Below are 22713 nucleotides of genomic sequence, written 5' to 3'. Positions count from 1 at the left end.
CTCACTCTCATATAGACCTTTTCTTCGGGCGCACGAGCAAGCATACCCGGAATCCGCTCTATGTCTTCTGGGGGCGCCTCGACCATTCTTGGTTGTGCTTTGGGGTTTAGTACAAAATGTTGGAACTGCCGAAGATCTCCGTAACACTCAGACTCCGAACAACCGGATAATTGCAAGAATGCCGCATCGGCTTTCCACCCAGTCATCCATGCACTGAACCCATTCTTTAGTGGATCAGGCGCCTCAATCCTGGCGAGTTCGACTATTTCATCTTTCGATACATCGACAAGATAAACGATGGCTGTCTTTTCAAGATAGTTAGGTGTGCCTCCATTGGGAAATGCGGTAATGCCGGTTGCAGGCTGAAATCGGTCGTAGCGAACCGCGACAGCGAATTGAAACGAATCAGGCCGGACTGCCACATTTTCAATTTGCGCCAGCTCCTCTTGAGGCCCATAGGTACAGCCTGAAACAAGTATGAGGACGGCTACTAAAATCCACTTAACCGAAATCATTCAAACAAGCCTCATTAACCCGGCGCTGCGCGAACTGGCGGCATTAAGGTGGCGTTCAGCGACCATTGAATGCGTGCCCACCCCATCCGAAAGGAATTCATCTTTTTTTCGAGAAGCTTAAATAGATTACGTATATGCCAGCGATCAGTACTACGGCTCCGGTTACAGCTGCTGGAAATCCCTCCAAATGCAGACCACCCCGCCACGGATAACCCGCACTGCTATACTCTTGGAAGAAAACGCCCCTTGTTCCGAAGACGATTAGGATCGATCCCAGAATAACCCCGCCAGCTTTCCCCAATCTGCCTTGGCCCAAAGTTCACCCCCAATAGTCAAGCGGCCAGACCTTTCATCCATTCGGTTGCGGCCGATCAACCGAGCTTTTCACAGCTTTTTTGCTGGCGCAAATCCTGAACATCGTAAAGTAATTTCTTTCTTCATCCAGTAACTGTTCATACTGCCGACCTAAGCACCTCGGTAAGAAACTGCCTGAGCAAATCCACCGCTTTCATTCCCCGTGATGCCTGACTTCGGAAAAGAGACACCTCCATGGATTCCAGAGGACCGAGATTGTGCTGGCTGCCCAGTATCTGCAACGACTCGGGAATGCAGCAACGGGTCAGCGCAGCCACGGCAAGCCCGCTCTCAACGGCAGCGATCTGGCCTGCCAAGCTGGAACTGTTGTAGACCACTTTGTAGCGGCGCCCCTGCAGTGCAAGAGAGTTTATTGCGTTGCGACGAGCCAGGCTCTCGGTCTCATACGAAGCTATAGGCAGCGGGTCACGGCGCCATAGCTCGAACTGTGGAGACCCTACCCACATCATCGGCTCACGGAAAAGTACCGGCCCCTGGCGAGAACTGTCTCTCGATATCAGGGCCAGATCCAGTTCGCCCTCTGTGACTCGCGGAATCAGGCCAGTTGATTGCTCGCAATCGAGCTCAATTTCTATACCTGTATGATTCTGAGTAAAGCGCCGTAGCGCCGGTGTCAGATAAGGTGCAGCGTAGTCCTCGGCAACACCTAACCGGATTCTTCCCGTAAGCGTTGCATGGAATGCCGCCTGGGTTTCGGCGTGCAGTGAGAGCATTCTGCGTGCATAGCCCAGTAGCTTCTGACCGTCGCTGGTGAGCTCAAGGTTATGCGGGCTGCGATTGAGCAAAGTTCGCTCAAGAGCGCTTTCGAGCTTTTTCAGCTGCATACTGACGGCTGACTGCGAGCGATTTACCTCGAGTGCAGCGTTGGAAAGCGATCCAGAATCTACTACAGCAACAAAGCACTTTAACCAATCGATCTGAAGATCCTTGGGCGACATGAAGCATCCTGCCATTCGATTTTCGAATACTTACCGTTAGAAATATACGTTTTAATCAGGCAGATGCAAGTTGGATAATCTCCATGTGACTCGCCCTCATCGAAGGAAAAAATATGGATCTGGAGATCTGGTTCCTGTACGTGGTGACTTGCTTCGGTATTTCCGTGGTGCCTGGCCCGAATGCGCTGCTGGTTCTGACCCACGGTGCTCTCCACGGCAAGCGCAAAGCGCTCTTCACGATTTCAGGCGGAGTGCTCGGGCTGATTGCCATGCTGTCTTTGTGTGCCCTTGGGCTGGGTGCGTTGATTCAGGCGTCAGTCTCCTTGTTTGCCTTTCTGAAGATACTGGGCGGTTTGTATCTGATCTGGCTTGGGGTCAGTCTATGGCGGGCTGCCCCCATGAGCATCGACACTTCAGACATGGTCAATGGTAGCAATGGTCGATTGTTTCGGCAGGGATTACTGGCGGCGGTATCGAATCCAAAAGCTCTATTGTTGTTTACAGCATTTATCCCACCGTTCCTGGATCCAGCGCGCAATCTGGTCATTCAGACCATTGTAATCGCCCTCACCTATGCGGCGACTGAGTTCCTGGTCGAGTTTGCGGTCGCTTTCACCGCCCATAGGGTCAGGCCATGGCTGGCCCGGCTGGGCCAGCGTTTTAACAGACTGTGCGGAGGATTTTTCATGATTTTTGGTGCGGCGCTGCCGTTTCGTTGAAATTGGCAGGCCGCAAACGAATGGAGGTTTTTCACGTTTCCGTCTTAAGGGTAGCCCGTCGCCCTGCTCTCACAAGAGTAAAAAGTGAACTCACAAAAACCCAGCCGAACCCGATCACGCCGACATTGACGCCAAACAACGTCTTTTCAGTGCCATCCGGATGCACCATTGACCCGCCGTAGGAGCCCTGTAAGGCGTATGCGGCAAGAAAACCGCCGGTGATCAACAGCGCAATTACACTGGCTTTCCCCCGGCCATCCGCAGACATCCAGGTAAGCCACAGGGCAATCGCACCCAGGGAAGAGTTGGTTATCAACTGCCACACTTCGTGCAATCTTGCGTGGGCTACCCAGTCTGGATTAAAGACATGGGTGTCGTTGATTTCCAAATAAGGAACAGCAATCGCGTAGAGTGCGATTGATATAGTTAACAGTATCTTATCAAGCATTTTTTATGTTCTCTGTAAGGTGATAATGGGGGACCATGAGGTTTGACTACTGCTGAAAGCTGCTGCCAAACATGTATGTTTACCCGGGCGCAGCCCCTTTACCGCCCTCGCCAGATACCGGTCTTTGCCACTTCCTCGGCATACACGGCGAAGTCTTTCGGTGGTCGGCCGAGTGCCTGTTGAACACCATCCGTCAAATGGGCGTTACGGCCATCAAGGACCGTTGCGAACAGATAATCCAGCATCCAGACCACATCCTCTGGCGCTCCTGCGTTTTCCATCTCAGCGATAAAGCCGTCGTGAGGTACGTCGATGAACGAAATCTCACGGCCGGTCGCCCGGGAAAGGTCTTTGGCCACGTCCGCGAAGGTCATCAATCGTGGTCCCGTCACTTCATAGATGCGGCCATTGTGGTTGTCCTGAGTCAGTGCAGCGACAGCTACATCTGCAATGTCATCCACATCAACGAATGGCTCGACCTGATCGCCTGCTGGCAGTGTGATGGCGCCATTCAGCACCATGTCGATGAATGCGCCTTCAGAAAAGTTCTGGTTGAACCAGCTAGCGCGGACGATGGTCCATTCGAGTCCGGACTCCTGAACAATGTCTTCGCAGGCTTGTGCCTCGGCTTCGCCACGGCCGGATAACAGGACGAGCCGCTTCACTCCGCGTCTTTTGGCCAGGCTCACAAACGCCTGGATAGCGTCGGTTGCGCCCGGCATGGCCAGGTCTGGCGAGTAGGTGATATAGGCTGAAGTGACGCCAGTGAGGCAAGGGTCCCAGCTTTTCTCGTTGTCCCAATCAAAGGATGGGATGGCCGAGCGGGATCCAACTCGAACCTCATAACCGGTGTCTTTCAGCTGCTCAACAACGCGTTTGCCGGTTTTTCCGGTACCGCCTATGACAAGAATTGTTTGATGTGCCTGGTTGGATGGTTTCATTGACTTGCTCCTTTTGATTTAAGTGCAAGTCCATTTTCGTGAAACCGCGTCGCTTGTTATTGCCTCGGCATGCCAGAGTTTGTGCAGACGGCGCCAACTTCAAATTCAGCGGGTCGAAAGCCGATAGGATCGTGGAGTCTGCCCTGCCCAACGCTTGAAAGCACGCGTGAATCCGCTCTGCTCGGCAAACCCCGTCAGGAAGGCGACTTCGGCAAGGCTGTAGTCAGTCTCCCGAAGAAGTCTCTGTGCGAGCTCCTTTTGCGCCATGTCGACGACGTTTTGAAAGGAATACCCCTGCTCGGACAACCTTCTTTGCAGTGTCCGTGCGCCCATATTCAGTTCGGACGCAATCCGTGACAGCTTCGGTACTCCCTCGCTAAGCACGTTACCGACGGCACGCCGAACCTGTTGTTGCAGGTCAATATCGCTCTTGAGCGAATTCAGTTGCTGTTCAAGATGTCGGTCAAAAAACCGGGCGATGGATTCGTCCCCCAGTTTATTGGGCGTATCAATGCTTTCGTTACTCACAAGCACCGCATCTCGCCCCGACTCGAAATGAACCGGGCAACCAAAATGCGACTCGTACACTCCGATATCGCCTCTTGGTGCATGCTTGAAATAAATGCCGGTTGGTATGAAGTTTGAGGAGCTGACTTCTTTGCTGATGGTATACACCGCCGACATGCTGGCCTCATTGGAGAGCAGCATTCCCCAGGAACCATCCCCGGCTTTTTCAAGGTTGAAAAGTGTCCCCTGCGCCGTTTCCTCAAGCGAATAGGTTTCTGCACTGCCCAGAACATGACCGTACCGTTCTGCCCTTGTGAATGAGCCTCGCAAGTTCGGCGCGGATTTCCAGGCCAGACCGAAAGCGCCGTACTCGTCGCTTCGCATGGCAGCACCGATTTTCAGCGGTAATAAGAGGCCGTTAGGATCTCGATCGACCAAAGCAGCAAAGAAATCATAATACTCGGATGAAGACACCATCTGAGTTGGATCGATGGGGCCGTCCACGGAAAGGCCAAGTTTGCCCATCAAGTCCCGCGTTTCGACGCCTGGGCTTGCCTGACTGACGACCTTATAGACATACAGTGACGTTATTTGAGCCATGGAAAGGCGCCTTGATTAACTTAGCTGCGCCAGGTGCATTGGCCACGACGCCCCCAGGAAATTCAATAATGGGTTCAAATGAGTTTAGCAGCCTCTGAGTCGTGTGTTGGCCCCAGAAGAATCAAGCCTGAGACGACATTTTCTTGGTCGTCTAAGGGTATGTGCATATGGGTAGTAATGGTTTCTGCATACGCCAGGAAGGGACTCTTCTTCGTATACTAACTATAAGCTTGAATGTGATGCATCGATCCGATTTCAACCACTGGAGGTTTGAAACTGATGAACATTATCCCTGTGATTACACTGTTTGGCGGCCTGGCGGCATTTTTTACTTTGGCCATTACCCTCAGATACGCCGCCGGCAAGACCCAGGCAATTGAGAAGCAAAGCGAAAATCAACTGATCGGCTCTTAATGACCTTCAAGGCAGCTTGCTCCGATGAATAATGGAGGAGCCCGAATGCCTTGAAATCCAGTCTCACGGCATCATGGTCAGCTAGTGAGGTAGCCATTTCCTTAAATAAGGAGAAACGCTATGAAAACCATCAGCCGTGACGACCTCAAACAGATGAATGAGACTGAGCACGAAGACTTTGTGCTCATCAACGTCCTGCCTAGGGACGCGTTTAACCGCGAACATATCCGGACATCCATCAATATTCCGGTGGAAGAGCCTTCTTTTCTGGAACAGGTCGAATCTGTCGCAGGGAGCAAAGACCGAAAAATCGTAGTCTACTGCGCTAATTTCGAGTGTGATGCGTCTCCGAAGGCTGCCAAGAAGCTGGAAGATGCCGGCTTCAACAAAATCTACGACTATGAGGGCGGCACCAAGGACTGGTTTGATAAGAAGCACGCCGCCTGACTGTCGATAGCGGCAGGGGACGCATCTGATGCATCTTTGGGGGCTGCCAGGGGCAGCCCTTCGCGTGTCTAAGATATTGGCTTCGTTGAAACTTAAACCGACGTACTGTTGGCTGACCGCTGCTATTTATCAGGATTGCTTGCCAGTTCCTTCAGAGCTTTCATAGCCTCCTCGGTCCGGTCGCTGGGCACGAACATATGATCGTGGTAAAAACCGGCGATTACATTAGTGGTAATACCCCGTTCCGCCAGCAAGCTGGTTACCACCGATGTAAGCCCCAGGGCTTCGAGACTTGAATGCCCTTCAAGAGTGATTCGGCGAAACACTCTGTAATAGTCCAGGCCCTCTGCTTGGGCCTGCTCAAGAGGAATAACCAGTGTCAGGCCCTCCAGCTCAGCAATGCTGACGATAGGCTTGAGATGTTCCAGTTCACCATACTTGGCTTTGGGCACCGTGCAGTAGACGTAGGTTGTCGAGTCCAGTTTCGGCGAAAGCTGCTTGATCAATTCCTGGAGAAATTCGCTTCGCATCATCTCTACTATCCTTTATCGAAAGGTCATGGGCATGATTAAAGTTAGCACTTTCTGCAGCGTGAGGCTTGCCGAATGCCTACTGGAGCGCCTTTTCCACGGCCTCCAGAAAACCAATCATATCCACCACCTGTTCGGACTCCGGATCAACGGTCTTACCCTTCAGATCGGCGGTAACGATGCCGCTATCCACCGTATCGGTTAATGCCGCCTTCAATTGAATGGCGTACTGGCTCAGAGGTTCGTTACCTTCGCGCTCACCGAGGGTTTCCAGGGCGTTGGCCAGGGCGAAGATCAACGCAGACGGATTGAAGTGGGCGACTTTGCCGTCGCTCTCCAGGTACTTCAGGTACAGATCATGGGCCGTGCCATGGGGTGCTTCGAACAGCATGGTGCCGTCCTTGCTCTCGATGATCGAGCTTGCCGTTGCCAGGCTGCCACCGAGCGCAGCCGAGATATCTGAAAAGATATCCCCATCCAGGTTCTGGGAGGGATACAGTGCGTTTCTGGGCGGGTCCGTGATCATCTTCTTGAGCTGACTCGAAGGCCGCATGATCATGAACGATGGCGGCGGCGTATGCTCGCTGGCCAGCTCCCGCCGCACTTCGGTAATCACGTCGCTGTAGACTTCATCGTACTCCATGTATTCACGCTTGAGGCCAAAATAGACCTCTTTGTCTTTGCGTGAGGCATCCCGGAATACTTGCAGAACCCAGTCCTTGATGGCTTCGCGATCATTGGACATGAGCAGCATTGGATCGCCTTTCCGGACCCGGCGGGCATGCTTCTCGTCGCCGTCGACGATCACCTTGAGAATGCCGTCTTCCTTGGCCGCCATGTTGAAGCTGCCATACTGGTCGCCACCGCCGGCGCTCATCCTTGAGATGGACACATGGGCACCCCGGCCCGGAATGCCAAATTCCTTGAGCTGATTCACCAGCTTGAGCAGCTTGCGGCCGGTGGTGTTATCCGGCACTCCCCAGAGGGCTCGATCAGGCGGGTTGGAGACAATCCGAGCCGCCTGGGCATCGATCAGTTCGTAGTAGTAATTCAGCCCCAGTTCTTCGATCTGCTGTTTGTAGTCGCTGTGATAGATGTCCTCGATCACCGATCGCATGGCGCCGTCGTATCCCGGGATCACGGTATCTTTCAGGCCCAGGTACACGTCCCGTTTCTCTGCGATGGCGCGCTGGAAGAAACGGTGGGCCCAGGCTTTGACGTCTTCGATGTCGTTGGTCGCTAGCAGCCAGGGATCGCCCTTGCGGATTTCACGGCGATGAAGCTCCACCGGGTCGCCACTGCTGCCTACGAACATCAGTTTGACCACACCGGTTGCCAGGGACAGCTGATTGAAGCTGTCCTTGATACCGCCGAACTCCATGGTATCCACCTCAATATCGCGCCCAACCCACTCAGGGCGGCGGATGTTGAGGTTCCGGAATTTGATGTCTTCCCGGGTAATATTGCCGCTGATGCCCTTCCGGATCGCGCCGTTGGGTGACTTGGTCGCCAACGGATGCAGATTATTGCCGTCTACGTCCGGGTGCTTTCGAAGCAAGTCTTCCAGTTGCTGCCGGTTGACCGTCATACCCGCGTTCTTTACGCCCACACCGTGGCGTTGGAGCGCATCGATCGCATCGATAACCACCTGGCCGTTCGTCAGCAGGCGGTTCTCCGCGGACAGATCGATTTCCTCGAGTTGAATATCAAGCCGTGAGCTCACAAACTTTTTGAGAATATGCTCGAACGCCACCTGAGCCATTTCATCGCCATGAAGGATCACAAGAGGCGACGTCACACTGATTCTGCTGTCCATGAAAATCTCCCTGCTATTGTTTGGCCCGATCAGTCCTTCTGTGGTATCGATTTTTTTATGCCTAACCGCTCGTTGACCGCGTCACGGATCTCCCGGTAGCGGTCCGGGTTCCTGGCCAGGGCATCCAGATTGTCCTCGGGGAATATTTCCTTCCTCTTTTTACCCGCTTCCTCAGTGGTAAAAATAGACGGCAGAAGCTGTTCCAGGCAACGCAACATGACTTCCGGAGATACAGAAGCCCCCGGAGATGCGCCCAGCAACGTGCCGTAGGTTTTGTCACTGGATACCAGGATCTCGGTGCCCATCTGCAGATCGCCATCCCGGATGATCTGCACACGCTGGCCTGCCTCGACGGCTTTCCAGTTGAACTTTTTACTCATGCCCGGGGCGAAGCTGTCCAGCTCCTCGAACATACTCTTCTCGCCCTTGAAGGTCTCCGAAACCAGATACTTGACCAGGGGGAAGTGCTCAAGCGCCACGTTCAGCAGGCCCGGGATATCATGCAGACGCATAGAGCGGAGGTAATCCAGGAAGCCGCGGCCTCTCTCAAGCACCGGTTTGAACGAAGCGAAGGGCCCGAACAGCAAATAATAACGGCCATTCGCAACCCGAAGATCCAGGTGCGGGACAGACATCGGAGGCGCGCCCACCTTCGCCTTGCCGTAGGTCTTGGCGCGATATTGCTCGGCCTGCTCTGGAGTAATTTCGGCTTGCAGAAAACGCCCGCCAACGGGAAAACCGGTGAAACGGCGCGCGAAAGGCAGATGGCTCTTTTTCAGTATCGGGAAGGCACCACCGCCGGCGCCGACAAACAGAACGTCGGCTTTGTACTGCCGGTCAACTCCCCTGCTCTGGGTTTCCACAAGCCAGCTGCCGGCAGGGCTGCGATGTACACGCTTGACGTGAGTACCGTACTCAATCTTCACGCCGAGATCATCAACCGCATGCCTGGCCATTTGGTCTGTAAGCGCTCCAAAATTGACGTCGGTGCCCGTTTCAATAACCGTCGCCGCCATCTTCTCATGCCGGGGACGCTCCTCCATGGTGAACGGGATCCAGCTCTTGATCTCGTCGAAGTCCTCGGAGTAGCGCATCTGCTCGAAGAAATGATGACCGGACATCTCCTTGAAGCGTAGTTTCAGTTCCTGAATCGACGGCTCGGAGACGATGGTGCAGTGCTTGGTCTGGTTAATGAAGGATTTGGGGTCTTTGATGGCCCCTTTCTGAACGAGATAGGCCCAGAACTGCTTGGCCACATTGAACTGGGCGTGAATCTTCACCGCCTTTTCGACGGAGATCACCTCTTCGTCCACTGGCGTGTAATTCAGTTCACAATTTGCTTCATGACCTGTTCCTGCGTTGTTGAAAACCCAGGAATTTCCTGCCCCGGGGCCGTCCAGCCTTTCGAGAATGGTGATATCCAGTTCCGGCGCAAACTCTTTCGCCAGGGTAGCGAAAGTCGTGCCCATGATTCCTGCACCAATGATGATTACATTCATTAAAACCTGCCCGCGTGCGTCAAATGTCTGAACCTGATCAAAAAAGTGTATGCATTGACGGTAGCACGCTTCGCCAGACACGGAAAACGCCTGGCGACTGCTCCCGCTAACCGGAAAATCTCGATAACAGGGTCTACCCCTGTTCCGCAGTTTACGTTAAGGTAAACGCGACCTGGTACGAATCACACCAGATTCTGCCAGGCTGTCTACAATGACATTAACTACACTCCCACAAGGAGTGTTTGTTCCTCAGGCCACTACCCCAGGAAGAGGATTATGACAACAACAAAGTCCAAAGTTGCGTATTCCCCAGTGTTTACCGACGGTGCGGAATTCCGGATTCCCACGTTCAAGCTTCTCAAACAGGACGGCAAGCTCTACAAGAGCGCCAAGGCTCCTGATCTCGACAAAGACAAGGCCCTTCGTATCTACCGGGCCATGGTTACCACCCGAATACTCGACGAGCGCATGCTTGCCGCCCAAAGGCAGGGCCGCTTGAGCTTCTACATGCAGTGCACCGGCGAAGAGGCTGCCGTTATCGGCAGTGCAGCGGCACTGGATGATGGCGACATGATCATGGCGCAGTATCGCGAACAGGGCGCCCTCACCTATCGCGGATTCACCATCGACGAGTTCATGAACCAGTTGTTCGGCAACGAGATGGACTACGGCAAGGGCCGCCAGATGCCGGTGCATTATGGCTCGAAGAAGCTGAACTACATGACCATCTCCTCGCCTCTGGCCACCCAGATACCCCAGGCCACCGGCTATGCCTATGGCCAGAAGCTCCGGGGGGAGGGTCACTGCACGATCACCTACTTCGGTGAGGGCGCGGCATCCGAGGGCGATTTCCATGCTGCCCTGAATATGGCTGCGGTTCATCGTGTACCGGTGATTTTCCTTTGCCGCAACAACGGTTATGCCATTTCCACCCCGGCTGCGGAACAGTTTGCTGCCGATGGCGTTGCACCGCGGGCCTATGGTTACAAAATGGATGTGATCCGCGTGGATGGTAACGACATTCTCGCCATGTACCAGGCCACTCAGGAAGCGCGAAAGCTGGCCGTGGAACACAACCGTCCGGTATTGATCGAGGCCATGAGCTATCGCCTGGCGGCCCACTCCTCCTCTGATGACCCGTCCGGCTACCGCAGCAAGGATGAAGAAGCCGTCTGGCGCGAGAAAGATCCGATCCTCCGAATGCGCCTCTGGCTTGAGAGCAAGAAATGGTGGAGTGAGGACGACGAAAAGCAACTGCAGGAAAACATGCGCCGGGAAGTGCTGGAAACCATGAAACGGGCCCAGAAACGGCCACCACCACCGCTCGAATCCCTGGTAAGCGACGTCTACGACGAGGTCCCGCCCGCGTTGGCTGAGCAGTTCGACAGATTGAAGGCGCATATCCGCCGGTACCCGGACGAGTACCCGAAGAGCGCCGAACACGCCAAGGGAGGAGCCTGAGATGTCGAAGATGAATATGCTCCAGGCGATTAACAATGCCCTCGACACCGCCATGGCGGAAGACGAGCGGGTGCTGTGTTTTGGTGAGGACGTTGGTGTCTTTGGCGGCGTTTTCCGTGCCACCAGCAACCTGCAACAGAAGTACGGCAAGGCCCGCTGCTTTAACACGCCCCTGGTAGAGCAAGGCATCATCGGATTTGCCAACGGCCTCGCGGCCCAGGGTTCAGTACCGGTAGCCGAGATCCAGTTTGCGGACTACATCTTCCCGGCGTTCGATCAGATCGTGAACGAATCCGCCAAGTTCCGCTACCGTTCGGGCAACCTGTTCAACGTGGGCGGGCTGACAATTCGCGCGCCCTACGGCGGCGGCATCGCCGGCGGCTTGTATCACTCCCAGTCACCGGAAGCCTACTTTGCCCACACTCCGGGGTTAAAGATTGTGGTGCCTCGCAACCCGCATCAGGCCAAAGGGCTGTTGCTGGCCGCTATCCACGACCCGAATCCGACCCTGTTTTTCGAGCCCAAGCGGCTTTACCGGGCCTCGGTGGGTGAAGTGCCGGATGAGGACTATCGACTGCCGCTGGGCGAAGCCGAAGTCACCAAGGAAGGCACCGACGTGACGATTCTGGGCTGGGGCGCCCAGATGGAAGTGATTGATCAGGCCGTGGAACGGGCCGAGAAAGATGGCATTTCTTGTGAGGTCATCGACCTGAGAACCATTCTGCCCTGGGATGTGGAAACCGTCGCCAACTCCGTTTTCAAGACCGGACGGCTGGTGGTCACCCACGAAGCTCCCCTGACCGGCGGATTCGCCGGTGAAATCGCCGCCACGATCCAGGAGCGCTGTTTCCTGTATCTGGAGTCTCCAATCGCTCGGGTAACCGGGATGGACACGCCCTTCCCGCTGGTGCTGGAAAAAGAGCACCTGCCCAATCACCTGAAGGTCTACGATGCCATCAGGGCGAGCGTTGAATTCTAGGCTGATATCAGGACAGGAGAGCGACTATGAGTGATTTTATACTGCCCGATATCGGCGAAGGTATCGTGGAATGTGAACTGGTCAAATGGCTGGTCAGCGAAGGCGATATCATCGAGGAAGATCAGCCTGTGGCCGAGGTAATGACCGACAAGGCCCTGGTTGAGATTCCGGCGCCCTACAAGGGGCGGGTAACCCGCCTCTATTACCAGGAAGGCGACATCGCCAAAGTCCATGCCCCGCTGTTTGAGCTGGTGGATGAGAGCGAAAGCGGTGGCCAGGCGACGGCTGCCAGTTCGCCAGAACCCGCCAAACCAGAGCCGGCCAATGAGACCAACATCGAACCCACGACGCGCCCGGCATCTGACGATGAGGCCACAGAGGACTTCATCCTGCCGGATATCGGCGAAGGGATTGTAGAGTGCGAGGTGGTGGAATGGCGTGTGGCCGAGGGTGATGAGATCGAAGAAGACCAGCCTGTCGTGGACGTTATGACAGACAAGGCCATGGTCGAGATTACGGCCCCCAAAGCCGGCCGGGTGACCAAGTTGTACCACCAGCAGCAAGCCATGGCCAAGGTGCATGCCCCGCTCTTTGCTTTCATTCCCCGGGATCGGGAAGAGCCGGACGAGCCCAAAGCCAAACCGGAGCCCGCAGCCCAACTTTCAACGGCGACGGCCTCGCCGGTGGCCACGGCCAGCCGACAGCGTATTCCGGCCAGCCCCGCCGTTCGCCGCCTGGTTCGCGAGCACGAGCTCAATCTCGGAGACATCGCCGGTTCCGGCAAGGATGGCCGGGTGCTGAAAGCCGATGTACTTGCTCATCTTGAAGAGGGGCCAAAACAGGCTCAGACGCAGGCACCCTCCGGCGATACGCAAACAGCCACCACCGGCGGTGCCCGCAGGCAGCCCGCGCCTGAACAGGAAATTCGGGTCGAGCCTATTCGTGGCATGAAAGCCGCCATGGCGAAAAGCATGGTCAAATCGGCCACCACCATTCCTCATTTTATCTACAGCGAGGATATTGATGTCACCGATCTGCTCAAGCTGCGGGAACAACTGAAGCCGGAGGCAGAAGCAAGGGGCTCGCGACTCACCCTTATGCCCTTCTTCATGAAGGCCATGGCCCTGGCGGTACAGGAGTTCCCGGTACTCAACAGCCAGCTGAACGATGATGTCACGGAGATTCACTACCTGCCCCAGTGCAATATCGGTATGGCAGTGGATGGCAAGGCTGGCCTGATGGTGCCAAACATCAAAGGCGTCGAAAGCCTGTCCTTGCTCGGCATAGCCGACGAGGTAGCGCGCCTGACCGAAGCGGCCCGATCCGGCCGCGTCAGCCAGGAAGACCTCAAGGGTGGCACCATTACCATTTCCAACATTGGTGCGCTGGGTGGCACCTACGCAGCGCCGATTATCAATGCGCCGGAGGTGGCCATCGTTGCCCTGGGACGCACCCAGAAACTGCCCCGGTTTGACGCCAACGGCCAGGTGGTGGAACGCGCCATCATGACCGTAAGCTGGGCCGGCGATCATCGCATTATCGACGGCGGCACCATTGCCCGGTTCTGCAACCGTTGGAAAGGTTTCCTGGAATCGCCCCAAACCATGCTCCTGCATATGGGCTGACGGTTCATCATGGCGCAGAAGACGCAACTGCAGCAGTTCTATATTCCCGAAGAGCAGTCGATCTATCTGCTCAGCCATGATGATGCCAAGAAGCTCAAGGACTGGGTGGCGCTTTGCGCTGCCCAGCTCCGCCAACTCGGTTACCAGGACATCGAGCTGATTGGCAAGGGCGCCTACGGCTTTGTGTTCTCCGGTCGCCTGCCAGGCACCGCAATCGGTGGCCCGGAGCACGTTTTCAAATTCACCCGCATCAATCTGCCTAGGCATCTTCAGGACCGGCTTGAAGATGAAGCCTACATTCTGGAGCAGGTCCGCCACCCCCGGGTGCCCCGGCTGATTTCCTACCAGCGGGCCAATAACCAGCCGATCCTCGTAATGGAGCGTGCTGCCGGCCTGAACCTGGAAGAGGTTTCCCTGCGCGACGGCCGTCTGAAACCACGGCTCATCATGCGCATCGCGGACCAGCTGGCCGACATCCTGCGTAATCTGCGGCGCGAAAACGGTCCGGCGGGCAGGCCGATTGTGCATGGCGACATCAAGCCCTCGAACCTGGTTTTCGACGCCAGCACCGAGAACATCGCCCTGATTGACTGGGGTTCATCCGTGTTCGCACAGCTGGACGCCAACCAGCAGTTCATCACTGCCAACGTGATGGAGCTGATGTCCGATAACCTGCAGCAGACCAATGCCCGACTCGGGGATGTGTATTTCATCGGCGACGAACAGCTCAACGGCGGCCTGTCGTCTCCGAGGTTCGACGAACAGGGAGCGGCCGGCACACTCTATGCGCTGGCGTCTGCGCAATCCTGCCGCTTTGGCCATCGGGCCATCCCGGCCACCTCACTGGGCCTGCCCATGGAATTCGCCCGTATGCTGGACGGCATGCTGTCACCGGACCCGGACACTCGTCGCAAGGCCGGTGATTACTACCTCAGCGAGATGCCACGCATGGCCCGCACGGTGATGATCGATCTGCCCGAGAAGCCGGTCACGGCCCAGGTACCCGTGTGGGTGCGCACATCAGATCAGGAAATCGACACCGTGGTTTACAGCTCGCGCAAATCGTTCCTCAGGGAGGAAGGCGCAGCGGAAACCCTGAACGATGTGAACGACGTGCAACTGGACCGCTACTACAAGAACTTCATGCAGGGCATGGGCGAAACCGAGAAAGCCTTCCTGGCCGCCGTCAGCCGGCTCGGACGCTACCCGGTGGAAGGCGGGCTGGCCGTGCGCTGGGAAACCGATGGCATCTATATCGACACGTCCCTGAACCTGCACGATCCCGCGTTGAAATCGGCGTTCGTGCAGGCGGTTAACAATATGGTTTACCTGGCCCAGGCAATTTACCGGAAGGGCATTTTCAAAAGCTGTCTGTTCAACGCCCGAAACACCCTTCACGTCGACCGCGATGAACCGACTCAGCCCTTCGTGATATCCCCTGAAATGAAGCTGCATTACGAGGTAAGCGCAGCGCCGGAGGTAGAGGATGAAAGCCGGGTCCACTCCTATTTCGAAGATGGCCCGGATCCGGAGGAATTCCTGGTGCTGCCCGACACCATCATCCACGCCCTGGAAGAGCTCAACGCTATCCATCATACCGGCATGATTATCTTCGAAGCCCTGCCCCGCCATCTCAAAATCCACAGCCACTACCGGCTGCTGGATCCGGAACGAGAGCCGGAGTTCCGCCGGCTGCTGGATGTAATCCTGTCAGCGGTGGAGCAGATTACAGGCCTGGGTGTTTCCGGCTTCATGAAAATGCCCTACAAGGACACCCGCTTCTTCCCTCACATCGAGCGCCTGCCGGAGCGCTATTACCCGCGTAATCCAAGGACTGAGCAGGTTTAGCCACCGACCCGAATCAATCTTTCTGTGTCCGCAATTTCGGACGCTATTGTCCGGTAAAGCCAACAAAACCAGGCGCCCACGTTACAAATTGTCCCGATTACCAGACAGTACCGCTGAAAATCGCGGAGCGAGGCTGCCTGAATCTACCAAAAACGCTTTAAAACAGTGACTTGGGAAACTGGCACGGTTCCTGTAGTGAGGGTGGTCATAACTATAAAAACTGCCTGAAGAACAAATCGTTAAACATTCTGTTTTTCACATTGGCTCGGACAATAATAAGGAACAACTATGCGATTTCTCCTCCTGGCGCTAGTGCTGGTCAGCCCTCTGTGCTTTGCCAAAACCGTGGTTATCGTTCAAAGCTACCATATCGAATACAAATGGGATTCAGATTACATCGAAGCGGTCCGCTCCGTCCTCGGTGAGGATCACGAGATCCGGGTTTTCGAACTGGATACCAAGCGCCTGCCGAAACCTGAATGGCCCAACAAGGTGGCCGAAATCCAGGAAAAGATTTCGGAACTCGACCCAGATGTCGCCATCCTGGGTGACGACAATGCCTTCACATTAATGGCTGAACCTCTGGTTCAGCGCGAGATTCCGGTGGTTTTCCTCGGAGTCAACGGCGGCATCGCCCAGCACCCGGCACTTGATCACCCACTGGTTACCGGGATACTCGAGAGGCCATTTTTCGCTGACAGCATTCGGCACCTCAGGAAAATCCTGCGACAGAAAGACCGGTTCCTGGTGCTGATGGATGATTCACCCACCATGAACAACGCGGTGAATGAATATTTTGGCGAAAAACGGCACGCAACCCTGTACGGTTCAGAACTGGATATTGTCCTCACTAACGACCGTGACACATGGCTGCAAACTGTTGTTGATGCGCACGAGCGCTACGATGCGGTGGTTCTTGGAACCCACCACACCATCCGGGATAAAGACGGCAACTACGTCATTCCCCACGAGCTTCTCAAAGAGGCATTCTACAAGGCGCAGCTTCCGCTGTTCTCATTCTGGGACATCTTCGTTGGCGAGGAACAGAGTATTGGAGGCTTAACCATCTCTGCCCACCAGGAGGGACTGACCGCCGCAAGGCTGGCATCACTGATCCTCAATGGCATGCGGCCAGACCAGATACCACAGCTGAGATCCCTCAGTGGGCACTACGTTTACAGTACAAGCGGCCTTGAACACTGGAATCTTGATCTCTCCCCGATGATTGCCAGCCAGGCCAACTTCGTCAAATAAGCGGGCTGCTGAACCAGAGACGGCTGCGCCCGGGTGAAACTCCGAAGGTGATACTTCAGGTTTCACCGGCGCTGCCGATAATCACTAAAACAAATCATTAAAGGATGACGCTTTGGCCTCCTCTTTCCTCTCATCTGTCGAGCGTAAACTGGGTGTCCCCGGGAAACTGCTGATTGCCCCGGTGTTCATTCTGTTGCTGTTTGCTTCGGTAACTTTTTTCAGTGCCTATGAATTCCAGGAGCTTGATCGGCGGATGAACACCGTCGCCAGGGACCTGGCACCGGATACCGCCATTGGTACCGAATCGGTCATCAGCGTTTACCGAATGCGCCTGCGTGTTTTTGACTATTTCTCCACCGGCGACGAAGAAACCCTCGCCCACTTTGGCGAGCTTGAAGCCGAGTTCAATGAAGTAATGGCCCGGGCCCAGGAGAATATCCAGGATCCGGAATCGGCCAAACTGGTGGATCGCATCAGGACAACCACCGATCAATACATCAAGGCATTCCAGAGCGAGCTGGTTCCTGCCAAACGCCAGGTCCTGACAATCATCGAGGAAGAGCTCGACGTACACGGACCAAATGCGACCCAGGCGTTGCGGATGGCCCTTAACGGCGTTGCCAACCGGGAACCTGAAAGCGATTTGCGGGCCGGCCTCGAACAGCTGCTGAACGATGCCATGGTCATGCAACTGACCGCCCAACGCTACCTGACCAACGGTGATGAGGATTCCCGCAAGGCGCTCGGTTGGGCCATCGAAGACCTGACCGATGCACTGGAGCTGCTGCAACCTGAGAATGGCCCGGACTTTGTTCAGGTGTATATGGAGACCGTTGTAGAAGAGCTGGCGAATTATCAGGCTGCAGTTCAGAAGATGTTGGAGCAGCAGAGTATTGTCGTGAGCGTGAAGGCAGACCAACTGGATGTTCTCGGGCCAGAAATTGCGCGCATGGCCCGTGAGCTGGAATCCAGCATTTTCGCCTCTCTGGAAGTCGAAGCCGACGCCGCCGGGGCGGAAACCGACCTGGCCCTGCGCTTCACCCTGATTGCCTTCTTTGTCTCACTGGTTCTGGGCCTGATCGTCGCTGTGCTCATGAGCCGGATGATGGGCTCTGGCGTCAAACGGGCGAAAACGGAAATCCTCGGCTACCTCGACGACATCGCCAACAACAACGGTGATCTGTCCACCAGGCTCACCCCCGGTCGCCCGGACGAGATCGGTGATTTTATCGGCGCCGTCAACACATTCCTGGAAACCCTCGAAAAAACGATCTCCCAGATTGTGAGGGCGTCCCGCCAGCTTACTGATGAGTCCGAATCGCTTTCCGGCATCACGGATCGGACCACCGCCAACTCGGAACAACAGCGGGATCAGATCACCCAGGTCTCTGCCGCCATGCAGGAAATGGTCTCGACCTCTGAAGAAATCGCCTCGAATACCAGCGAGACTGACGAATCCGCCCGCAGGGCTGCCTCATTGGCCGATTCCGGCCAGGAAACGGTTGGATCGGCTATTCGCGCGGTCACCAACCTTGCCAACCAGGTTGAGAAAGGCTCGACGCGCATCCAACAGCTGGAAAACGAGTCAGCAGAAATTGGCAATGTTCTGGCGGTAATTCAGAGCATTGCGGAACAGACCAACCTCCTGGCTTTGAACGCTGCTATCGAGGCGGCCCGCGCGGGCGAGGCCGGACGAGGGTTTGCCGTGGTTGCCGACGAGGTTCGCGGTCTGGCCAAACGGGTGCAGGAATCCACCGTGGACATCGAGCGCATTGTCTCCCAGCTTCAAAGCGGCGCAGCCGGCGCCGTCGTAGACATGAGCAAGGCCAAGCAGATGGCCGAAGAGGCCAGCGAAGAAGCCAGCAAATCGGGGGAGGCTTTAACAGACATTCTCGCTGCGGTTAATAGCATCGTCGAAATGACGACGCAAATAGCCAGCGCTACCGAACAACAAAGGGCAACGGCTGCGGAGATGACCCAGAATGTCGAAATCAGCAGTGGCGCCATCGAAGAACTGGCAGGCGATATTTCCCAGGTAAACCAGTCGGGCCAGTCTTTGGCTGCCATGGCCGATGAGCTGAACACCCTTGTAAGACGCTTCCGCACCAATGAGAACTGAACAGAATGGTTGCAGATGTTAACCACTTCACGAGAGCGTAAGTGATTACCTGATACCTTGGGGTTTCAAGTTACACAATGTAACCGGAAACGGACTGCCCGGAGGTATCTCGCCATGACGCGCTTTCATTCATCAGGGAAGGCAGGCATTCGCGGCTCTGTCATCGCCATGCTGACAGCGGCTACGTGCCTGGGCACTGCTCACGCCGCAGAGACCGAGAAAGTCATTTTTGCCGCCGAAAATGCGCTTTATGGTGCCGGACATGATATCGGTCGGGCGGATGGCTGGATGGATGAGCAACTCCGAACTGCCATACGCGCCTATCAAGCTCAAAATGGGCTGCAAACCAACGGCAACCTGGATGCGGCAACACTGCAAGCGCTCGGCGTGACCGGAATATCGAGCGCAACCATCACTGCAAATTCGGTCGGCAGTAGAAAGGCGGCAGCAGCACAACTTGGTTTGTCCCTGCCCGAGCCGGCGCCCAGTTCGCCAGCCGTTGCCCGGGCTGAGCCAAAGCTTGTACCTGTATCAGAACCTACCCCGGCCCCCATTCAAGAATCTTCAGAACAGAGCGAGCCAACACCTTCTTCCGGCGCTGAACTAGATAATAAACAAATAGTTACTAGAGATACTTCCAACAAACCTGAAGTTAAGACAGAAAAACCGGTGGCGAAAGCGGCCCCGACAACACCCGAACCGGTGGCTTCAGAGCCCCCTGCCCCAGCTCCAGCTCCGGATCCAGCGCCCCTGCCGGAACCTGCGGTCGCCGAGGAAACAATGCCGGAAGCCACCAAAGAACCAGACCCGGTGCTGGCCCAGCTCCCTACAGAGCCCACCAGTGCAGGCCCAGCGGAGCCGGAAGCAACGGATACGAAGACGGGCCAGCCAATTGAGGGCGACACCACTGCACCAACAAATACAGCAGCTGCCGATAATCCTCAGAGCACCGGCGGCGGATTTTTCAGTGTCTTGTTCGATTTCTTCTTTGGTTGGCTGGTGTGACCGTCAGCTCTGCAACCGGTCCTTGAACACCTTCCAGTCAATCACGTTGCCGTCGGAATCAAAGTGAACGTAGCCACGAAAGCTGGGGTCGTCTTCCCATGCTCTCACAAAGCCGACGGTTTCACCGGCATCTGAGACTATCTCAAAGGCTTCACTCCGGGCATGGGCAATTTCAGTGTCCGGTTCAGTGTCTGAACGCTTGAGGGTAACGGAGGAGTCTAAAGGCAAGGTGCTTCGAAGGAATTCCTGGATCATCGTCAAGCTCTCCTTTCAGGGTGAACCATTCTGGTTCTGGAGGTAGCGTAACTATAGGCCGATCCGGTAATAGAGAATACTGGTTCAGATCAATTATCTTAGATTTTTTCGAGATAAAAAGGCTTTGGGAACAATGGCATATTTCATTATTGTGACAATGCGTAACCTCCCGAACTGATTATTTTTCAACCAGTTCAGAAGGTTACCGTAGCCACTGCCAATCGCTTGTATTGATCAGAATTTCCAGAACGGAGTGCTCAGTTTCTGTTCAACCAGCTCCGGGGAAAACCCGACGTCGTTCAACAACCGGCGATCCATTGTCATTACCAGGTGGATGAAGTTGCGCTTCATCCGCCAGCCTTTGTAAAGAGAAGCAGCTCTTTTCATTTCATTACTCCTTGGTCAACCCAGAATATCGGCCTGTTCAAAACCGGGATCTTGTTTAATTAGGATCCTATTCTAGGCTTGCCAAGGAGTAATCTGAATACTTGGAAACCCCTATAAACAGGGGCTCCGAGCGCATTCAGGCTGCATTATCGTTTCGCTTTCATTGCGACTTCATGACGCTTTGCCGTTTGAAATCAGTACCTGGTAAAGATCGTCCTTGAGCTGTGCCCGCTTCTGCTTCATGCGGTGCAATTTGTCGTCACCTATGGGAGAGTCCCTCTTTTCCAGCCCTTCAATTTCGTGATCAAGCTCCGTGTACTCCTGTAGCTTTTCATTGAACTTCAAATCATTGCTCTTGAGTTCCTGAATAAGGTCTTTGTACTGGGGGAATTCTAGGTGAAGCTCGTGGCTGGAAATGCCCATCGTTCTACTCTCCTTTTCTTTGCAGAGTGTTGATCAAGGCTGATCACCTTCAGCATAGACGAGCGTGCCAGTTTCTGGGCGTCTTTGACAAATCGCTAATTACGCACGACGTTGCATGGGTATAGCATGGTAATACGTTATCCAGTTACGCCTCGGGACACTTGCGAATGACCTTTGCACGAATTACCGGCACCGGTTCTTACCTGCCGGACAATATTGTTACCAATAAAGACCTTGAGAAAATGGTCGACACCACCGACCAGTGGATTCGCGAGCGGACGGGAATCGAAAGACGCCACATAGCCATTGAAGGCCAGACGACGGTGGATCTTGCCGAGCAGGCCGCGAAAAACGCCATCGATGCGGCCGGGATCAAGGCCGAGGACATCGATCTGATCGTGTTTGCCACATCCACCCCAGACAAGATTTTCCCGAGCTCCGCATGCATCCTGCAAGCGCGCCTCGGCATCCATGGTTGCCCGGCCTTCGATATACAGGCCGTATGTAGCGGGTTTGTGTATGCCCTGGCAACTGCCGACAAGTTCATCAAGACCGGAAGCAGCAAGAAAGCCCTGGTTATCGGTGCTGAGGTGTTTTCCCGAATCATTGACTGGGACGACCGCGGCACCTGCGTCTTGTTTGGCGATGGCGCCGGTGCAGTCATATTGGAGGCCGATGAGGAGACCGGCATTCTCTCTACCCACATCCATGCCGATGGTCAGTATGAAGATCTGCTGCACGTACCCTGTGGTATCTCGGACAACTACGATCAGGTAAAAGCCGGACGCGCGTTCGTTGAGATGAAAGGCAACGAAGTGTTCAAAGTGGCAGTTAACACCCTCGGCAAGATCGTGGACGAGACCCTGGCTGCCAATCAGATGCAGAAATCGGAAATCGACTGGCTGGTCCCGCACCAGGCCAATCTGCGCATCATCTCGGCTACGGCCAGGAAACTGAACATGTCCATGGACCAGGTGGTCGTTACGGTGAATGAACACGGCAACACTTCCGCCGCATCCATTCCCCTGGCCCTTGATGTCGCGGTGAGAGACGGCCGAATCAAGCGCAATGAAGTGCTTCTTCTTGAGGCCTTTGGCGGTGGCTTCACCTGGGGATCGGCGTTGCTTAGGTACTGATCGCTAACATTTCAGCTTCCAGAAGGCTCAGCTCAGAGACGGGCTTCAACACAGGTTGAAGCCCGTTTTTCGTTGTGTTTGCCGTACCCTGTCAGATAAACTGTATTTTTATACAGTACAACCAACGCTCACTGCGAGGAATAACCATGGCAGTACAAGCAGTCTACTTTTCTGATAGGGACGGCCTGGATATGGCACTGAAAAATCCTGAGACGATGCTGTTCACTTCAAAAGCCGAAGCCGACGCCCGGGACAAGGTGCTCGAGCTGGCCGAGGAAATCCAGGTATTCCTCGTCCGCAAAGTTGAAGGTCTGGGTGACGATCTGGCGGAGCGCTGCGCCATGGCCATCGCAGAAGAGAAGGACCTGTTCCAGAAAGCCCTCAAGAAACCTGAACTGCTGAACGAAGAACAGGAATAGAGTCAGTAACCAGGCCAAGCAATGCAAAGGCGGCCAATGACGGCCGCCCTGCT

General features: G+C 55.2%; 23 protein-coding genes. 12 read left to right on the top strand and 11 right to left on the bottom strand.

Annotation, left to right across the window (positions count from 1 at the left end; genetic code table 11):
* Together QZ534_RS13350 and QZ534_RS13345 are read right to left on the bottom strand one after the other, a co-directional pair.
* The coding region (locus tag QZ534_RS13350; protein WP_296935014.1) for a hypothetical protein at positions 1–515 on the bottom strand (515 nt) is incomplete at its 3' end.
* A gap of 452 nt (positions 516–967) precedes the next feature.
* On the bottom strand, positions 968–1828 hold the full coding sequence (locus tag QZ534_RS13345; RefSeq protein WP_296935013.1) for a LysR family transcriptional regulator: 861 nt from the start codon (positions 1826–1828) through the stop codon (positions 968–970).
* Positions 1829–1941: 113 nt separating this feature from the next.
* Between QZ534_RS13345 and QZ534_RS13340 the strand changes: the two genes are divergently transcribed.
* Positions 1942–2547, top strand: coding sequence for a LysE family translocator (locus tag QZ534_RS13340; protein ID WP_296935012.1), 606 nt, complete (start codon positions 1942–1944; stop codon positions 2545–2547).
* A gap of 31 nt (positions 2548–2578) precedes the next feature.
* Here the strand turns inward: QZ534_RS13340 and QZ534_RS13335 are convergent, their stop codons facing one another.
* The 3 genes from QZ534_RS13335 to QZ534_RS13325 form a co-directional block, all read right to left on the bottom strand.
* On the bottom strand, positions 2579–2995 hold the full coding sequence (locus QZ534_RS13335) for a hypothetical protein (RefSeq protein ID WP_296935011.1): 417 nt from the start codon (positions 2993–2995) through the stop codon (positions 2579–2581).
* A gap of 98 nt (positions 2996–3093) precedes the next feature.
* On the bottom strand, positions 3094–3936 hold the full coding sequence (locus tag QZ534_RS13330; protein ID WP_296935010.1) for an NAD(P)H-binding protein: 843 nt from the start codon (positions 3934–3936) through the stop codon (positions 3094–3096).
* 105 nt (positions 3937–4041) lie between these two features.
* On the bottom strand, positions 4042–5043 hold the full coding sequence (locus QZ534_RS13325) for an AraC family transcriptional regulator (protein WP_296935009.1): 1002 nt from the start codon (positions 5041–5043) through the stop codon (positions 4042–4044).
* A gap of 279 nt (positions 5044–5322) precedes the next feature.
* Here QZ534_RS13325 and QZ534_RS13320 point away from each other — a divergent pair, with 279 nt between their 5' ends.
* Complete coding sequence (locus tag QZ534_RS13320) at positions 5323–5457, top strand: hypothetical protein (protein WP_296935008.1); 135 nt, start codon at positions 5323–5325, stop codon at positions 5455–5457.
* 120 nt (positions 5458–5577) lie between these two features.
* Positions 5578–5904, top strand: coding sequence for a rhodanese-like domain-containing protein (locus tag QZ534_RS13315; RefSeq protein ID WP_296935007.1), 327 nt, complete (start codon positions 5578–5580; stop codon positions 5902–5904).
* A gap of 122 nt (positions 5905–6026) precedes the next feature.
* Here QZ534_RS13315 and QZ534_RS13310 read toward each other — a convergent pair whose 3' ends face one another.
* The 3 genes from QZ534_RS13310 to QZ534_RS13300 form a co-directional block, all read right to left on the bottom strand.
* Positions 6027–6437: an ACT domain-containing protein gene (locus QZ534_RS13310; RefSeq protein ID WP_296935006.1), complete on the bottom strand. Its 411-nt coding sequence runs from the start codon at positions 6435–6437 to the stop codon at positions 6027–6029.
* A 76-nt stretch (positions 6438–6513) separates the two neighbouring features.
* Positions 6514–8250 (bottom strand): isocitrate/isopropylmalate family dehydrogenase, encoded by a 1737-nt coding sequence (locus tag QZ534_RS13305; protein WP_296935005.1) that lies wholly within the window; start codon positions 8248–8250, stop codon positions 6514–6516.
* 29 nt (positions 8251–8279) lie between these two features.
* Positions 8280–9749: a malate:quinone oxidoreductase gene (locus QZ534_RS13300; protein WP_296935004.1), complete on the bottom strand. Its 1470-nt coding sequence runs from the start codon at positions 9747–9749 to the stop codon at positions 8280–8282.
* Positions 9750–10025: 276 nt separating this feature from the next.
* Between QZ534_RS13300 and QZ534_RS13295 the strand changes: the two genes are divergently transcribed.
* The 7 genes from QZ534_RS13295 to QZ534_RS13265 all read left to right on the top strand — a co-directional run bounded on the left by QZ534_RS13295 (position 10026) and on the right by QZ534_RS13265 (position 20040).
* On the top strand, positions 10026–11210 hold the full coding sequence (locus QZ534_RS13295; protein ID WP_296935003.1) for a thiamine pyrophosphate-dependent dehydrogenase E1 component subunit alpha: 1185 nt from the start codon (positions 10026–10028) through the stop codon (positions 11208–11210).
* 1 nt (position 11211) lies between these two features.
* The gene (locus tag QZ534_RS13290) at positions 11212–12189 is read left to right on the top strand and encodes a transketolase C-terminal domain-containing protein (protein WP_296935002.1); all 978 of its coding nucleotides are present in this window, start codon (positions 11212–11214) and stop codon (positions 12187–12189) included.
* A gap of 26 nt (positions 12190–12215) precedes the next feature.
* Positions 12216–13814: a dihydrolipoyllysine-residue acetyltransferase gene (locus tag QZ534_RS13285; RefSeq protein ID WP_296935001.1), complete on the top strand. Its 1599-nt coding sequence runs from the start codon at positions 12216–12218 to the stop codon at positions 13812–13814.
* Positions 13815–13823: 9 nt separating this feature from the next.
* Positions 13824–15662, top strand: a complete 1839-nt coding sequence (locus tag QZ534_RS13280; protein ID WP_296935000.1) for a protein kinase — start codon at positions 13824–13826, stop codon at positions 15660–15662.
* Between the two features lie 288 nt (positions 15663–15950).
* The gene (locus QZ534_RS13275) at positions 15951–16916 is read left to right on the top strand and encodes an ABC transporter substrate binding protein (RefSeq protein WP_296934999.1); all 966 of its coding nucleotides are present in this window, start codon (positions 15951–15953) and stop codon (positions 16914–16916) included.
* A 112-nt stretch (positions 16917–17028) separates the two neighbouring features.
* Positions 17029–19035 carry a methyl-accepting chemotaxis protein gene (locus tag QZ534_RS13270; RefSeq protein WP_296934998.1) on the top strand — a complete coding sequence of 669 codons (2007 nt, stop codon included), beginning with the start codon at positions 17029–17031 and terminating at the stop codon, positions 19033–19035.
* A 114-nt stretch (positions 19036–19149) separates the two neighbouring features.
* A complete protein-coding gene (locus QZ534_RS13265; RefSeq protein WP_296934997.1) occupies positions 19150–20040 on the top strand; it encodes a peptidoglycan-binding protein in 891 nt (296 codons plus the stop codon).
* Positions 20041–20043: 3 nt separating this feature from the next.
* Here the strand turns inward: QZ534_RS13265 and QZ534_RS13260 are convergent, their stop codons facing one another.
* The 3 genes from QZ534_RS13260 to QZ534_RS13250 form a co-directional block, all read right to left on the bottom strand.
* Positions 20044–20295, bottom strand: coding sequence for a hypothetical protein (locus QZ534_RS13260; RefSeq protein WP_296934996.1), 252 nt, complete (start codon positions 20293–20295; stop codon positions 20044–20046).
* 234 nt (positions 20296–20529) lie between these two features.
* Entirely contained in the window at positions 20530–20682 is a 153-nt protein-coding gene (locus QZ534_RS13255; RefSeq protein ID WP_008171150.1) for a hypothetical protein, read from the bottom strand.
* A gap of 171 nt (positions 20683–20853) precedes the next feature.
* Complete coding sequence (locus QZ534_RS13250; protein ID WP_296934995.1) at positions 20854–21105, bottom strand: DUF465 domain-containing protein; 252 nt, start codon at positions 21103–21105, stop codon at positions 20854–20856.
* A 167-nt stretch (positions 21106–21272) separates the two neighbouring features.
* Between QZ534_RS13250 and QZ534_RS13245 the strand changes: the two genes are divergently transcribed.
* Positions 21273–22241 carry a beta-ketoacyl-ACP synthase III gene (locus QZ534_RS13245; protein WP_069185264.1) on the top strand — a complete coding sequence of 323 codons (969 nt, stop codon included), beginning with the start codon at positions 21273–21275 and terminating at the stop codon, positions 22239–22241.
* Between the two features lie 146 nt (positions 22242–22387).
* Positions 22388–22660, top strand: coding sequence for a YebG family protein (locus QZ534_RS13240; protein WP_296934993.1), 273 nt, complete (start codon positions 22388–22390; stop codon positions 22658–22660).
* Positions 22661–22713 lie beyond the last annotated feature (53 nt).

The sequence above is a fragment of the uncultured Marinobacter sp. genome, from assembly GCF_913055835.1.
Taxonomy (GTDB): domain Bacteria; phylum Pseudomonadota; class Gammaproteobacteria; order Pseudomonadales; family Oleiphilaceae; genus Marinobacter.
The sequence above is the reverse complement of the archived record's forward strand: the minus strand, read 5'-3'. Positions and strand labels throughout refer to the sequence as shown.